This window comes from Paenibacillus sp. Y916 (genome assembly GCF_056786435.1).
Genome location: NZ_JBXCJA010000002.1, coordinates 207,861 through 222,009 on the forward strand (window position 1 = coordinate 207,861; position 14,149 = coordinate 222,009).

15 protein-coding genes are annotated in these 14,149 nt (G+C 42.3%); 5 read left to right on the top strand and 10 right to left on the bottom strand.

The window, feature by feature from the left end; translation table 11 throughout:
* Nucleotides 1–59 precede the first annotated feature (59 nt).
* Nucleotides 60–842: a hypothetical protein gene (locus AC1TO9_RS05130; RefSeq protein ID WP_482058564.1), complete on the top strand. Its 783-nt coding sequence runs from the start codon at nucleotides 60–62 to the stop codon at nucleotides 840–842.
* Nucleotides 843–973: 131 nt separating this feature from the next.
* Nucleotides 974–1,552, top strand: coding sequence for an LOG family protein (locus AC1TO9_RS05135; RefSeq protein ID WP_482058565.1), 579 nt, complete (start codon nucleotides 974–976; stop codon nucleotides 1,550–1,552).
* Here the strand turns inward: AC1TO9_RS05135 and AC1TO9_RS05140 are convergent.
* From AC1TO9_RS05140 to AC1TO9_RS05150, 3 genes are all read right to left on the bottom strand, one after another.
* Nucleotides 1,549–1,719 carry a hypothetical protein gene (locus tag AC1TO9_RS05140; protein WP_482058566.1) on the bottom strand — a complete coding sequence of 57 codons (171 nt, stop codon included), beginning with the start codon at nucleotides 1,717–1,719 and terminating at the stop codon, nucleotides 1,549–1,551. The two genes, AC1TO9_RS05135 and AC1TO9_RS05140, sit on opposite strands and share 4 nt — an antisense overlap.
* 22 nt (nucleotides 1,720–1,741) lie before the next feature.
* Nucleotides 1,742–2,491: an AAA family ATPase gene (locus AC1TO9_RS05145; protein ID WP_482053740.1), complete on the bottom strand. Its 750-nt coding sequence runs from the start codon at nucleotides 2,489–2,491 to the stop codon at nucleotides 1,742–1,744.
* A gap of 66 nt (nucleotides 2,492–2,557) precedes the next feature.
* Nucleotides 2,558–3,052, bottom strand: coding sequence for a flavin reductase family protein (locus AC1TO9_RS05150; protein ID WP_482053741.1), 495 nt, complete (start codon nucleotides 3,050–3,052; stop codon nucleotides 2,558–2,560).
* 363 nt (nucleotides 3,053–3,415) lie between these two features.
* On the opposite strand from AC1TO9_RS05150, the gene AC1TO9_RS05155 reads away from it, so the two are divergent.
* Nucleotides 3,416–4,384, top strand: coding sequence for an alpha/beta fold hydrolase (locus tag AC1TO9_RS05155; RefSeq protein WP_482058567.1), 969 nt, complete (start codon nucleotides 3,416–3,418; stop codon nucleotides 4,382–4,384).
* Here the strand turns inward: AC1TO9_RS05155 and AC1TO9_RS05160 are convergent.
* From AC1TO9_RS05160 to AC1TO9_RS05175, 4 genes are read right to left on the bottom strand one after another with little or no spacing between them, the layout of a single operon-like run.
* Nucleotides 4,337–6,511: an MMPL family transporter gene (locus AC1TO9_RS05160; RefSeq protein ID WP_482058568.1), complete on the bottom strand. Its 2,175-nt coding sequence runs from the start codon at nucleotides 6,509–6,511 to the stop codon at nucleotides 4,337–4,339. The two genes, AC1TO9_RS05155 and AC1TO9_RS05160, sit on opposite strands and share 48 nt — an antisense overlap.
* A 28-nt stretch (nucleotides 6,512–6,539) precedes the next feature.
* Nucleotides 6,540–7,688, bottom strand: a complete 1,149-nt coding sequence (locus AC1TO9_RS05165) for an NAD(P)/FAD-dependent oxidoreductase (protein ID WP_482058569.1) — start codon at nucleotides 7,686–7,688, stop codon at nucleotides 6,540–6,542.
* Nucleotides 7,685–8,431 (bottom strand): methyltransferase domain-containing protein, encoded by a 747-nt coding sequence (locus tag AC1TO9_RS05170; protein ID WP_482058570.1) that lies wholly within the window; start codon nucleotides 8,429–8,431, stop codon nucleotides 7,685–7,687. Before AC1TO9_RS05170 ends, AC1TO9_RS05165 begins: the two co-directional genes overlap by 4 nt.
* On the bottom strand, nucleotides 8,418–9,569 hold the full coding sequence (locus tag AC1TO9_RS05175; protein WP_482058827.1) for a type III polyketide synthase: 1,152 nt from the start codon (nucleotides 9,567–9,569) through the stop codon (nucleotides 8,418–8,420). Before AC1TO9_RS05175 ends, AC1TO9_RS05170 begins: the two co-directional genes overlap by 14 nt.
* A 373-nt stretch (nucleotides 9,570–9,942) precedes the next feature.
* Between AC1TO9_RS05175 and AC1TO9_RS05180 the strand changes: the two genes are divergently transcribed.
* Nucleotides 9,943–10,605, top strand: coding sequence for a futalosine hydrolase (locus AC1TO9_RS05180; protein WP_482054467.1), 663 nt, complete (start codon nucleotides 9,943–9,945; stop codon nucleotides 10,603–10,605).
* Nucleotides 10,602–11,450, top strand: a complete 849-nt coding sequence (locus AC1TO9_RS05185; protein WP_482053745.1) for a 1,4-dihydroxy-6-naphtoate synthase — start codon at nucleotides 10,602–10,604, stop codon at nucleotides 11,448–11,450. The genes AC1TO9_RS05180 and AC1TO9_RS05185 overlap by 4 nt, the downstream gene beginning before the upstream one ends.
* Nucleotides 11,451–11,568: 118 nt before the next feature.
* Here the strand turns inward: AC1TO9_RS05185 and AC1TO9_RS05190 are convergent, their stop codons facing one another.
* Genes AC1TO9_RS05190 through AC1TO9_RS05200 form a run of 3 tightly spaced genes read right to left on the bottom strand, consistent with a single transcriptional unit; the run spans nucleotide 11,569 to nucleotide 14,099 of the window.
* The gene (locus tag AC1TO9_RS05190) at nucleotides 11,569–12,567 is read right to left on the bottom strand and encodes a metal ABC transporter substrate-binding protein (RefSeq protein ID WP_482058571.1); all 999 of its coding nucleotides are present in this window, start codon (nucleotides 12,565–12,567) and stop codon (nucleotides 11,569–11,571) included.
* A 24-nt stretch (nucleotides 12,568–12,591) separates the two neighbouring features.
* Nucleotides 12,592–13,446 (bottom strand): metal ABC transporter permease, encoded by an 855-nt coding sequence (locus tag AC1TO9_RS05195; RefSeq protein WP_482053747.1) that lies wholly within the window; start codon nucleotides 13,444–13,446, stop codon nucleotides 12,592–12,594.
* The gene (locus AC1TO9_RS05200; protein WP_482053748.1) at nucleotides 13,383–14,099 is read right to left on the bottom strand and encodes a metal ABC transporter ATP-binding protein; all 717 of its coding nucleotides are present in this window, start codon (nucleotides 14,097–14,099) and stop codon (nucleotides 13,383–13,385) included. The genes AC1TO9_RS05195 and AC1TO9_RS05200 overlap by 64 nt, the downstream gene beginning before the upstream one ends.
* Nucleotides 14,100–14,149: the final 50 nt, after the last annotated feature.

Below are 14,149 nucleotides of genomic sequence, written 5' to 3' on the forward strand. Positions count from 1 at the left end.
CTTTCTTGGAGGTGCTTTTTCTGCGCTATAAATTTCATGGAATGGAGTTGATTTAATTTATGAATAAGGCAATGGTTAGAGGATTTCGAGGTTCAATATTAATCATTCTTTGTCTATTGATTATGTTACAAAGTAATGTCTCACAAGTGAGTGCAGCGGATCATTGGGATACTGCATTGGAACATGTCAACCATATTTACGATGATTTGACAGTTCTTAAGATGGCTATTTCGTCTGAAAAACAACTTATTCAAGAGCAACGTACAGTGAATAATGATGTATTGAAGCAAGTGAACATAAAGATCAATAACATAGACCTAGAGTTAATAAACAGATTGCAAATTCAATACGATCAGACCTTACGTAAGCATTCTCCGCTTTTAGAACAATACTCAGCACTAACCAAACAAACTACTGCAGCTAAGAAGAATAAAGATAAGAAACTCGCTGATCTACTGAATCTTAAGCGTAATAAGATACTAACTTCTGTGTTAACTGCTCGTTCTGAGGTGAAAGCTACCAAAGATGCACTCGCTTCCGCCAAAAAGCAGCGTTCAATCAAGTTGAAGGCAGTTAAGGAGGTGCTTGCTCCTGTCCAAAATTACAAAAAAATGATTACTGCGGAGAACAAAACAATAGCTACGACGAAACAATCTTATTCGGCAGCAGAGAAACGTTATAAAGCAAGTGTCAAGCAGGGCAATGCCGTTACAGCCGCTGAAGAAATAACGCTTATGTATAACGAAATGCAAAACATTCAAACATCTCAACAACATATTTACGGCTGGGAGAAGCAAATTTCACAGATCATACTACTAACCGAGTCCAAGATTCCTAAGTGACGCTTATCGTTAAAAAGAAAAGGACCACTTCTGTGGTCTTTTCTAATTAATTTGATATATTAATGGCTTTATTCCTGTATAATATATAATAACTAATACAATATACATAAAAATTGGAGTGAATACCATTTATGAAATCTATTTGTATTTTTGCAGGATCTAATCTTGGGGAGCGTCCGGACTATCAAATCAAGGCTACTGAGCTTGGTCATTATATGGCTCAAGAGCAATATCGCTTAGTGTATGGTGGGTCCAATATGGGACTTATGGGAGTGATCGCCAATACCATCATGGAACAAGGTGGCGAAGCGATTGGAGTGATGCCCAAAGGATTATTTAAGGGCGAAATCGTGCATCAACAACTAACTGAATTTATTGAAGTTGAAGGTATGCATGAACGCAAAGCTATGATGGGGAAATTAGCAGATGGATTTATCGCCTTACCTGGTGGATTCGGAACATATGAGGAGCTTTTCGAGGTTCTATGCTGGTCACAGATTGGTATACACCATAAGCCTATTGGCATATTAAATATTTGCGGTTACTTCGATCCACTGTTGAAGATGATTAATTATGGTGTTCAAGAGGGATTTGCCAACGAATCAAATCTGAGCCTAATTATCGTGTCTAGTGATCCAATAGACCTTATCCAACGCATGGAGAACTATGTTCCACAAGTGATGGATAATAAATGGAAACAGCTTGATTAAGGGTAAGCTCCACAGTCGATTTCCTGAACCGCACCCGGATTGCAGTAAGGAAGTCCGGCACACGCCGTTAGCGTGTTGATCCATCTAAATAATGCCATACTAGAAAGCTCTACCTCATCCAAACAATAAACAACCAGGCATCCTAATGGACTGCCTGGTATATTCATTCAGAACACTATTTCAATCTTCTCACTCATCATCCGAGAACAATATGTCGAAATACCTCTCGCGATGATTTAGGAAATCTCGAGTCAAGCTATAGTGTTCCGTCTCTTCGTATTCAATAGGATCTATAGAGCTTTCCGAAAAATGTAGAATTTGAGCATTCGGGTACGCCATAAGCATCGGCGAATGCGTCGCAATAATGAATTGAGCCTGTCCACTCTGTTCCATCTCCCGAATCAACCTCATAAAGGCTAACTGACTCTGCGGCGACAAGGCTGACTCTGGCTCATCTAACAAGTAAAGCCCCTTCTTATCGAGCCGATTGTTAAAAAACGTTAGAAACGCTTGACCGTGAGAGCGTTCATTTAAGGACTTCCCACCGTATGGACCATAAGCGGAATTACCAATAAAAGGATCATCTGCTAGCTCATCGATATAGTTCGCAAACGTATCAAATGTCTCAGCACGGAAGTAAAAGCCGCTATTCACCTTAGGCATCCAGCTTAATTTCATGATAGATGACAGCGATACATTATCCTTTTCCTTCTGAATGACAAGATCTTTTCCCCCAATAATACTGAAACCACAACAAAGTCCAATGGATTCCAATAATGTGGATTTACCTGAACCATTCTCTCCTGTTAGAAAGGTCACGTTACTCTCTAAGTTTAAGCTTCTCAAGCTACGTATCGCAGGGATCTGAAATGGAAATTGATGTTCATCTTCATGGGATAAGTTATCCCAATCTAGATTTATCTTCTTTAGAAAAGGCATAGTACCTCCTTTAAGTTAAATAAAGAATCCCCCCACAAAAGTAGGAGGAATGTCATCATGTAAAGTTTAAATATAGAATTCGTCCGGAATTCTCCCGAATTTCCTTTTATGATATAGGAGCGGTTCTTTGTTATTACTTTCAATATCGATGATTTCACCTATCAAAATAGTGTGATCTCCCGCTTCAATCGTTTTGAACGTCTTACATTGCATCACTCCTGAAGCTCCTGCAATAATCGGAAGATTATGTTGTGATAACTTCCAATCACAACTTCCAAATCGATCAATATCTCTACTCGCAAATAGGGAACAAATATCGCCTTGATCACCAGATAGTACGTGTACAGCGAATTTATCCGTTTTTATAAAAGTTTCATAAGTTGAAACTCTTTTGTCGATGGACCATAGGACAAGTAATGGATCTAATGATACAGATGCAAATGAATTAACGGTAAGTCCCAGTGGAACTCCTTCTTCATTCACTGTTGTTACGACGGTCACTCCTGTAGGGTAATTCCCCATTACTTCTTTAAAGCGTGATACATTCGTGCTGTTATCCATATTTAAAGCCACCTTTCAACGTATAGAGGTAGTTCAAAAAGTCATCTTTTGATCACGAAGATTACCAAGAAGCTTACTCGACATCGAATATTGAATTCAGCCGGTCCTTCCGGTGCTCACGTAGGTACTGCCTACGCTCCGCTCCTCACTCCCTATCTTCATCCAATCTTCTCGGTGCTGAAAATCCGACTTTTTGAACTCGAACTTATATACCATGAACATTTATTTATCAATTATAACTCAAACAACAAATAAAGACTCAAAATTTTAACAATATTTTAAAATAGGAAAGTTTTTAGAAAAAGCTTCTCTTTAACTTTTCCAATTTTCGCCTTTAAATTAGTGGAGGAGGTGGTTTTGACCATGATTTCTTTCTCTGATCAATTGATTCGCGGGACTCTATCAGTAATCGGTTTTCCATTGACCTTGTTTCAGATGGTATCATCTAGATACCAGTCATATCAATATAAGCCTAGTGGACAAATGATTGAGCTTAACCAGCATAAGGTGCATGTCAATGTATCTGGGAAAGGTTCACCTACTATTATATTGGAGTCCGGCATGGGCGGGTGCTCACTAGATTGGTGTCACGTTCAACCCGAACTTGCTGACATCGCGACAGTGATCTCTTATGACCGAGCCGGATTGGGCTGGAGTACTTCCTCTCCTTTAGAACCAACCTGCCAACAATATGTGAAGGATCTTCGTTTGTTATTGACTGAACTGGGCAGAAAGCCGCCTTTCTTACTCGTTGGACATTCATATGGTGGAATGATCATGAGGTTATTTGCCGCCACGTATCCGGAGGAAGTAATGGGTCTAGTGTTAGTGGATTCCACACATGAGAATAGATATTTATTAGATCAGTCCCATCCAGCTAGAAGGAAGCAACGCGAGAATCATTTGAAAATGTTCCGACTAGGCTATTTACTGTCTCCGATAGCCATTCCTCGATTGTTGAGAATGCATATTGGGTCCAAGCGACTTCCTTCTGAGATGCTGAGAAAGGCTCGTGCTTTAGGTTATCGAACAATTGCTTATAAGTCCGCATATTCGGAAGTTTTGCATACGGGAGAAAGTAGCATCCAATTACAACAAGCACAACCTTTGAGAAAGGACTTACCTGTCATCGTATTAAGTGCCGGGAAACAAACGGATACTTGGAAAAAAGGACAGGTAGATTTATTACATCTTACCCAAATGACCAAACAAATCATCGTAGATGACAGCTGGCATTCAATTCAAATACATAGACCCGATGTAGTCATCCATTCAGTAAAGACCTTATTGAAAGGGCATCCACCAATTCATTCGCCCGAGAAGGGTCATTAATGAAGGAACAAGGATCAATCGAATGATCGTGGCATCGATGAATATAGCTGCTGCAATTCCGATTCCGAGTTGCTTCACCCCTACGACATCCGCGAAGGCGAATGGCAAGGTGACTGCAATCATAATAGCAGCTGCCGATGTGATAATCCGACCGGTTGAAGATAATCCTGACGTAACGGCAATAAGGAGATCACCCGTACGTTCGTATACTTCTGACACTCGGGATAACAGGAACACACCATAGTCCATACTGATTCCAAATACGAGACCAAATACAAAGACAGGAATCATAACCGCAATAGGACTAGCTTCAAGTCCAAATCTTCCTTTTTCAAATATAAACACAAGAATACCGAACGATGCACCTAAACTTAATAGATTCATCACAATGGCTTTAAGTGGAATAAGAATGGACCTGAACGCAATGCATAGAACAATAAAGTTCGTCACTCCAATAAATAATAGAATAGAACCAATATGACTCGAAATTTCATCGAATATCTCCTGCTGATACTTCGCCTCTCCCCCAACGATCAGTGGTAGTTCCGCTGAAGCACCTTCCTCCTCTAAATTCCGTAACCAATCCGAAGCTTCTTTCGAACCGACGGCACCACGTATAGTCATCGGAAAGAGCAGTCTATTATCCCTAAGCACGGATTGTAATTCCGATCCCATCTTGTTCATAAAAGAAGGATTCTGAAGCAACCGAAGGGATTGTTGCTCCGATAACAATGAAAGATGGTCAAACACAGATTCAATTTTAATTACTCCCGGATCTTGTTTCATCCGCTTCACCCATTGATAGGCGTGGAGCCAATCTTCGGTTGTAAATGTGGAATTCTTTCCTTCCGCGATCACAACTACCTCTGAACTCGAAGTCGAAGTAAATTGAGCTTTATACACTTCCATCGCTGTTCGTGATTCATATCCTCTAGGGAGTGAACTTTCATCCGGTATGCTAATGACCATCTGCCGTAATGGTATGAGACAACTAATCAACACGATAGAAGCAAGCAGTACTGATGCGACAGGTCTTTTCATAATGGCGAGTGACCATCGATCCCAAATGCCTAGTGTTTTGGATTTCTGGGGTTTTTGGGACTTCGGGGATTGCTTCTTGTTAGGAACTATTCTTTGAGCAACTATAATTGGAGCGAGGATACTAAGTAGAGCCGGAAGTAGTGTTAAATTCAGTAGAAGCGATATGGTTAGAACAACTATTGCACCCAAGGCGACGGTCGTAAAGATGGGTAAATCAATGAATTGGATCGCTACTAGCCCTAGAAATACACATGCTGCCGAGAATACTACAGCTCGTCCGGCTGTACTCATCGAAGTTATTAATGCCTGCTCTACATTCCTTCCATGAAGTTCCTCCTGAAATCGACTGATGATCATAAGTGCAAAATCAATACTTAACGCCAATCCAACCATAGGTATCACACTTAATACAAAATTGGAGAGATCCAACACTGTGCCGACGAAAGCCATGATCCCTAGTGTGCCTATAACACCAATAATCCCTATCACAAGTGGGAGCAATGCAAATAAGACTCCTCTGAACGCAAATAACAGTATTACGAATGCTATCGGCAAGCCGATCAACTCCGCTGTCTGCAATCCTTGACGACTCGCTTGATTCACATCGTATTGAATAACGGATTTCCCTGTCACACCCATCGAAATATGCGAGGAAGTGGGAAGTTGCTGTCTAATCTGCTCTATTACAGGTCCGATCTGGTAGGCGTGCTGACGAAATCCAAGAAGTGCATAAGCTACATTCCCTTGTAGCATCCCTTCCCTTTCAAACGGAGATACTTGTGAAGAAAGACCTTCGATGTTACTCATACTCAATAGGACGCTCTCAATAAACTGCTGAAACTGCTGAGTTGTTACTAATGTTTCTTTTTCAAAAACAAGCATAATCGGCTCATCAGGAATTCCGAATTCTGAATATAGTATTTGTTGAACATATGTAGAACTCCCATCAGATTCTAACCCGTGGTCTTTGAGTAGCGTTGGTAATTCAGTAGCATAGGTACTAAAGACGACAAAGAATGCAGTCCACAACACAATGATCCATGGAGAGAAGCGATGTGAAAGAATAGCAAGCATGCGGTATCCCATAAGCAAGCCTCTCCTATATGAAAAATAGTTAACCTTTATATAATTTCAATCGAGTGGCCTTAACTAGATACTTTCCAATGGGCGGGCAGATCCTTACTAGGGTAGGGACACAGCGCGTAATCATAGGCATCGAACTCAATACATGCGCAACCCTTCCTCGTCTGATAAGACCACTAAATTCACGCTCAATCGCTTGTGTATATTCTTCTTGCCACTGAGAATGTGATATCTCTCCACGAAGATAACGATTAGCGGAAGCACAACATAGAAAGGACGAACGTAGTGCAATCGACATGCCATCCCCGCAGAGCGGTGGAATCACCACTGCTGCATCCCCTAGATGTGGAATGACATGCCATGCTAGCGGATGATGTGACAGATGGACCGGAGCGATGGACACTTGTGTACCCTCAACTGGGACAGCTTGTTTCATTCTCTCAACTAATTGAATATTCCCTTTTGAAGCTGATTCAAGTATGGCAGGTATTGTCGTTCCCGCGCCCTTGACGACTGCCTTTTCCAATAACGCAGCCACATTCGAATAACCCTTCTCAACAGGAGAAATCCCAATATACCCACCTTTCACGAAATATAACTCCGTAACAGATTCAGATTGTATTCCTGAATAATGAGATTTGATCCCGACGTAGGAAGGCTTACTCGAATCCAATGGATAAGGTTCATTGAACATATTAGAATGACGATGTGAACCCCAAGCAGCATAAACTGAGCGAGCATAAATGACCTCAACTTTACCATTCTGCTTCATCTTGACCTCGTATCCCTCTTCATTTTGCTTGATAGATGTCACTGTAACTCCTGTCCGCACGTCTGCACCTGCATGAACAATCGCTTCATGGAGTGCAGAGTCAAGTGTATAGCGACTTATTCCCCATGCCGTGCCTGGTAAAGGAACCTCTACTGAATCTCCATGTTGAAATATAAGTCTCGCTTTCGATATCAGCTGTGGCTGTAATGATTCCATAACGGCATCCAATCCAAGCTTACTAAGCATCTCTTGAGATTCCGGAGATAGAAATTCACCACAAGTTTTGTGGCGGGGGAACGATTGGCGATCTAACAAGACCGTTCTCCATCCTAGATCTGCTAATTGTTTGGCCAGACTGCAGCCAGCAATTCCTCCACCTATTACGACCGCATCCATTATTTGTGTCATCCACTCTCACTCCGATCTTTATTCTGTACAGAACCCTGAGGAATGACAACAGCATATCGAAATAAAGGTCGCCATGAATAGATGAGTTGTGGGATACCTATAACTTCTCTTAACATAATCCAATCCGTAGCCCGAAATCCTTTAGCTACAGATAAAGGGGCATCATGTCTTATATAACGATTCGTGGAAACCACACGACTGACAATCCATACAGCTAGCCACGCCAGCCAGTGTCGGTGAATATCGTTAATAACAACGCCAAGCTTGGACGCTTTATGCATATAGGATACGACTTTATGTAGCTCATCTCCCGTAAAATGATGAATAAATTGTGATCCAGTCACGATATCAACACTGGCTTCGGATAAGTACTTCACATCAACTAATCCCACCGATACTCGCGGTTCATCATGAAAAAATTGACGTGCCTCCTCACAGGCTTCTTCCGTAACATCAACTAGTTGAATCGTAATATCAATGCCCTTCTTATCTGCCCATCTAAGAATACGTCTGTTCACATCTCCTGAACCCGCACCGACGTCAAGAATAGTTAAGGCACTCGGCCGATCCGCGAGAATCCATAACTTCTCAATACCATAGATTGTAGGACTCGAGGCTCCAAATATTAGATTCAACATCCTTAAATCACGTAGCGCTTCATGCAGATCTGCTCCACCCATACTGAAGTCGTCCATTAATTCTGGTTCTTCCGCTCTTTTCTGTAACTTCTTAAGAATGAACATGATCTATCTTCCGTTCTTGTAGAATGCTCGTAGGAATATACGTAAACTTTAGTAGTTCTGCCGTTAACCCCGGACCGAAGGCTAACGCTACGCCACTTGAGGATGCAACTTGGCGAGTTAGCAGATCCTCACGCATCGCTTTTAATACGAATAGAATTGTAGCAGAAGACAAATTACCATAGTCATGGAGGATGCTTCGGCTAAACTGAACCTGAGCATCGCTTAATTCGAACATCTGTTGTACGATATCAACAATTCCTCTGCCCCCAGGATGTATTGCCCATAAGCTAGGAGTCTTGTCTCCATCTAAGAGTGATTCCATTTCCGCAGTTAGATAGCGACCTAACAACTTAGGGATATTCGTTGATAGATAGAGATCGAATCCATAATTGCCAATCTCCCATATCATTTCTTCACTACACTCAGGTAAAAGAACCGAATGGCCGTCTCCTAATTGAAACAACCCCTTACTGTTCTTATCAGCGGTCCCAATAATGCATGCAGAAGCCCCATCCCCGAAGAACGACGCACCAAATAAAGCCTCGCGATCGCTTGAAGGCTGGAAATGAAGTGTACATAATTCCACACAGACTATTAATATTTGAGCGTTTGATTGTCCTTCCACCAACGTTCTAGCCAATTGAATCGCCTTCAATCCCGCTGCACATCCTTGAAACGTTAATGGAATCCGCTGCACACGAGGAGACAGCCCCATATCCTTGACAAGAACAGCATCCAGCCCTGGAAGGAATTGTCCCGTACAACTTACTGTTATGAGATGGGTGATCTGTGAACGATCGACCTCTGCATCAAGCAAGGCATCCTTCGCCGCTTGTAGGCCTAAGGGGATAGATTCTCTTTTATATATTTCCATCCGTTCTGCGGTAGAAGGGACATCATGAAGTCCTTCTGATGGCAAATAGCGGCTTCTTGATCCATGTCCGATAAGATTAGGTTCACAGGTATACCGAGTGGCGACACCACATTGTTTAAAGATTCTTCTTGCCCACCGTACTGAATTAGGAGAATCGTGTAGAGCTTCCTCTAGTTTATCTAGCACTTCACCTTGTTCAAATCTGTTAGCTGGGAGAGCCGTACCTATTCCAAGTATAGAAATGTTAGGAGACATCGTATCCATCATTAGTCCCATCAACCCCTTGTCCAAAATTTGTACCGATATGACGTAATGGAACAAGTCTATTCTTCAAATAGCTCGTATATGCATGAATCCCCACGGTATCCATGTTATATTGGTTAAAGTGCATGTTCAAAAAGTCGACTTTTCAGCACCGAGAAGATTGGATGAAGATAGGGAGTGAGGAGCGGAGCGTAGGCAGTCCCTACGTGAGCACCGGAAGGACCGGCTGAATTCAATATTCGATGTCGAATACGCCCCCTGCTATACTTCGGGATCAAAAGACGACTTTTTGAACAACCTCTTAAAGAAATAATAAGCGAACGAGGGGATAACTTTGAAGCATAATATCAATACAGAACCACTCGAGATCGCAATAGAAACTCTTGAGTCAGGTAAACGAATACTGATTATGACCGCTGTTGTAGCGGAAAGAGATGCTGTCTTACGTGGTCTTAGGGGATCTAGTCAATTCGATGTACGAATCGCAGGAGTAGGTTCAGCCGTTGCTGCTGCCAATACAGCTACTGCGCTTGCCTTAGCCGATTATAGTCTAGTCATTAGCGCTGGCATTGGTGGTGGGTTCGTTGGACAAGCAGAGCTTGGCTCAATTGTTGTAGCAAATGAAATTGTAGCCGCAGATTTAGGGGCAGAGACAGCTGAAGGCTTCTGTAGCGTTGATGAGCTAGGCTTTGGGTCTTCTCGTGTAGAAGTAGATTCTACTCTAGTCAGCATAGTAACCGATGCTCTTCATCAAGCAGGTCTTTCCGTTCATACGGGAACCATTCTTACCGTTTCAACAGTGACAGGTTCCTCTGGGAGTGCCCTTGCACTAGACAAGCGTGTGCCCGGGGCGACCGCAGAAGCTATGGAAGGTTATGGTGTTGCTGTAGCAGCACAAATTCATAACGTACCTGTTCTCGAACTAAGAACAATATCCAATGTAGTCGGTCCACGTGATCGAGCAGCATGGAAGATGAAAGAAGCTTTTGAGGCTCTTGAAGCCGCAAGTTCAATATTGCTGGAGGTGTTAACATGAAGATTGCCTTTTCACCGTGTCCTAATGACACTTTTATATACCACGCTTGGGTTCATGGTTTACTCCCTGGTGCACCCGAGTTGGAAGTTACATACGCGGATATTAATATTACGAACACACTTGCGCAAGGAACCGATGGACCTGATATTATCAAAATATCATACGGAGCTTTGCCGTGGGTATCCGATGAATATGCGTTACTTCCATGTGGCGGGGCGCTTGGACGCGGTTGTGGTCCATTAGTACTCACATCAGGCCGTAATGAGATTACGAATGATCCTGCATCACTAGCAGGTCGCCGTGTCGCTGTGCCAAGTGAGACTTCAACCGCTTATTTATTGTTCCGTTTATGGGCAGCACAGAACATCCCCGGTGGAATCGGTGAGATTGTAGTCATGCCATTTGACCAGATTATGCCTGCTGTGCGCGATGGCTTGATTGATGCCGGACTCGTCATTCATGAAGCACGCTTCACCTATCCTGATTATGGATTGTCACTAATGACCGATTTAGGTAGTTGGTGGGAAGAAGATACGCATCTCCCCATCCCCTTAGGAGCCATTATTGCTCGTAAATCATTGGATTTAACTCAAATTTCACAGTGGATTCGTGATTCGGTTGAATATGCTTGGGCTCACCCCAATGTATCGCAACAATACGTCCTTCAGCACTCTCAAGAGCTATCTCCTGAAGTCGCACAAGCCCATATTGATTTATATGTGAATGAATTCAGTGCAAATCTAGGTGATGATGGTTACAATGCCATCAAGGCTTTACTCAATCGGGCTTATGAAGAAGGTATTATACCCAAGACCGATTTCGATTCGCTTCTTTGGCGGGGATAACTGTGATTATATCGGTGATTCTTTCTGGATTTTGGATCGCATATAAGGCCGAGGGGGATTCCCCTCGGCCTCTATTCTATATACTTACTCTATTCAGTAGCAGAACCTATTTTCTGATTCATTCACTCAATGCCTTTACCAAGGCTTCAAGATTCTTCTTCATAACTGAAATATAATTCATATTATTCTGAGTCTCTTCTTTCGTTAACCCTTCTAACGGGTTCAACACGTCTGTTGTGGCACCAATTTCTTTAGCAAGAGTTTCAGCTACTTTGGGATCTGCTAGCGTTTCGAAGAATATCGTTGTCACCTGATGTTCTTTGGCAAATTTCACTATATCTACCATCTTATCGGGAGATGGTTCTTGTTCTGGAGAAAGTCCTGCAATCGCAACTTGAGTTAAGTTATACTCCCTTGCCAAATAACCAAATGCAGCATGTTGAGTAACAAATTCTTTTGTTTTAATATCTTTTAATCCTGCTTTAAATTCTTCATCCAATTGTTGCAGTTGCGCTATATATACCGCTGCATTGTTGTTATAATCTTCTTCATTTACAGGATCAGCCATTACAAAAGCTTCAAGAATTGCAGTTACTTGTTTCTGAGCTAGAACAGGACTTAGCCAAACATGCGGGTCCATTACATGCTCATGCTCAAGCTCATGAGCTTCCTCTTCACCTTCTCCGTGATCATGTGAATGTGCCTCGCCTTCCATGAGATCAATGCCATGACTCGCCTCAATCACAATACGCTTTTCATTAGAAGCACTTTTAATTGCCTTTTCTGCCCATTCCTCAACGATACCGTTATATATGAATATATCCGCATCTGATACTAATGCCATATCTTTCGCACTTGGCTCCCAATCATGGGGCTCGGTTCCAGCAGGAACAAGAACAACAACCTCTGCATGATCTCCTGCGATTTGCTTACTGAATTCATACATCGGATAAAATGAAGTCACAACCTTCAATTTCTGCTCCATTTGAGCGCTTGCCTCAGGCGTTGATGCCTGATTCGTTGCATTGGTTGACACCACATCATTTTTTCCACACCCTGTTACAATTATTGATGATAACGCTACGAAGGCTAGAGTTTTTTTAAACCATGAATTCATTTTCATTTCCCCTTTATTATAATTTTATTGGTTCTGCATTCTTTCTGTATTGATATTCGGCATTTGTTTGCTACCAATCTTCATAACTATTTTCTTAATCGTAATTCCTGCAATAAGTATTAGTAATAGCAATAGCGCAATCGTTCCTCCTGGTGGTGTGCCCAGTTCATAAGATGCCGTTAAACCTGAGATTACGCCTATCAATCCTATCGCCATCGAGATTAGAATTGCTGTTTGGAAGCTAGGGGCAATGCGAATCGCTAAGGAAGCAGGAAGCACAATTAAAGATGACACCAAGAGGACTCCGACAATAGGCATAGCTGCTGCAACAATCATTCCTGTTAGAATACTGAATCCTAGCGATAACCAATGAACTGGTAACCCTGCTGTCTTGGCTGTTTCTTCATCAAATGTCATCTGGTAAAGTGGTCGTCGGAACAAATAAAAGAATGCTCCTCCAATCAATGCCACGAATACCATCAGCCATAGTTCAGTTTGAGTTACAGCAACGACAGAACCAAATAAATAGGATGTGAAACTCTTACTAACGCCTGTATTAAAACTCATAAGTACTACAGCCGTAGATAATCCACCAATCATAATAATGGCTATCGAAATTTCACTATACGTTTTGTATGATTTCCTGACATATTCCACAGCGACAGCTCCAACAACCGCAACGACGAAACCGGTCAGAGTAGGATTGATGTTCAGATAAGCACCTGCCGCAACACCTGCTAATGAAACATGCGAGAGCATATCCGCCATCAATGCCTGACGTCTTAACATAAGGTATACACCCAGCACGGAAGCAATCAATGCAATGAGCCCACCGGCACAAAATGCCCGCTGCATGAAGTCATAGTGCAGCATTTCCATCTTCCTTCCTCCTTTCGCTCAAGCGCAATAATTCGGTCCAAATAATTCTCCACCTCTGACAGTCCATGGGTAACCATTACAACTGTCTTGCCCTGTTCTTTCACCTGCTGTTGCATCAGTGCATAGAATCCAAGTCGGCTCTCCTGATCCATTCCAGTCGTTGGCTCATCCAGAATGAGTATGTCTGATTCTTGAGCGAGCGCCCTTGCAATACAAATGCGCTGTTTCTGGCCGCCAGATAGCTCACCGATTTTACGATGTCGAAGTTCCCACATACCTACTTGGCGTAATGCTCTTTCAGTCCATTTATAGTCTTCTGCCTTCAACCTTCGTAACCAAGATCCTCGGACAAATCTACCAGATCGGACGAACTCCAATATGGTACTAGGAAAGCCGGCGTTAAATGCAGCAATTTGCTGTGGCACATAACCAACAACAAGCTTCTTCCCTTCCTTATTTATAGTAGATAAGTGAACTTTCCCTTTCCATGGCTCTAATAATCCAAGTACAAGTTTAAGCAATGTTGTCTTCGCCGCTCCATTAGGACCCGTTACAGCGATAAATTCTCCAGCATAAAACTCAATATTTGCATCTTCTAGGCAAGGAACATCACTATAACCAAATACAACTTGTTCTAAAGAAGCTATAAGCAAAACGATCTCTTCCTTTCTGCGATATGGATGAATCTATCTCTAATATAAAC

What these genes read in the sequence shown, in the direction of transcription:
- AC1TO9_RS05130 (WP_482058564.1), top strand. Translation starts at nt 60, where the DNA reads ATGAATAAGGCAATGGTTAGAGGATTTCGAGGTTCAATATTAATCATT.
- AC1TO9_RS05135 (WP_482058565.1), top strand. Translation starts at nt 974, where the DNA reads ATGAAATCTATTTGTATTTTTGCAGGATCTAATCTTGGGGAGCGTCCG.
- AC1TO9_RS05140 (WP_482058566.1), bottom strand. Translation starts at nt 1,719, where the DNA reads ATGAATATACCAGGCAGTCCATTAGGATGCCTGGTTGTTTATTGTTTG.
- AC1TO9_RS05145 (WP_482053740.1), bottom strand. Translation starts at nt 2,491, where the DNA reads ATGCCTTTTCTAAAGAAGATAAATCTAGATTGGGATAACTTATCCCAT.
- AC1TO9_RS05150 (WP_482053741.1), bottom strand. Translation starts at nt 3,052, where the DNA reads ATGGATAACAGCACGAATGTATCACGCTTTAAAGAAGTAATGGGGAAT.
- AC1TO9_RS05155 (WP_482058567.1), top strand. Translation starts at nt 3,416, where the DNA reads ATGATTTCTTTCTCTGATCAATTGATTCGCGGGACTCTATCAGTAATC.
- AC1TO9_RS05160 (WP_482058568.1), bottom strand. Translation starts at nt 6,511, where the DNA reads ATGGGATACCGCATGCTTGCTATTCTTTCACATCGCTTCTCTCCATGG.
- AC1TO9_RS05165 (WP_482058569.1), bottom strand. Translation starts at nt 7,688, where the DNA reads ATGACACAAATAATGGATGCGGTCGTAATAGGTGGAGGAATTGCTGGC.
- AC1TO9_RS05170 (WP_482058570.1), bottom strand. Translation starts at nt 8,431, where the DNA reads ATGTTCATTCTTAAGAAGTTACAGAAAAGAGCGGAAGAACCAGAATTA.
- AC1TO9_RS05175 (WP_482058827.1), bottom strand. Translation starts at nt 9,569, where the DNA reads ATGGATACGATGTCTCCTAACATTTCTATACTTGGAATAGGTACGGCT.
- AC1TO9_RS05185 (WP_482053745.1), top strand. Translation starts at nt 10,602, where the DNA reads ATGAAGATTGCCTTTTCACCGTGTCCTAATGACACTTTTATATACCAC.
- AC1TO9_RS05190 (WP_482058571.1), bottom strand. Translation starts at nt 12,567, where the DNA reads ATGAATTCATGGTTTAAAAAAACTCTAGCCTTCGTAGCGTTATCATCA.
- AC1TO9_RS05195 (WP_482053747.1), bottom strand. Translation starts at nt 13,446, where the DNA reads ATGGAAATGCTGCACTATGACTTCATGCAGCGGGCATTTTGTGCCGGT.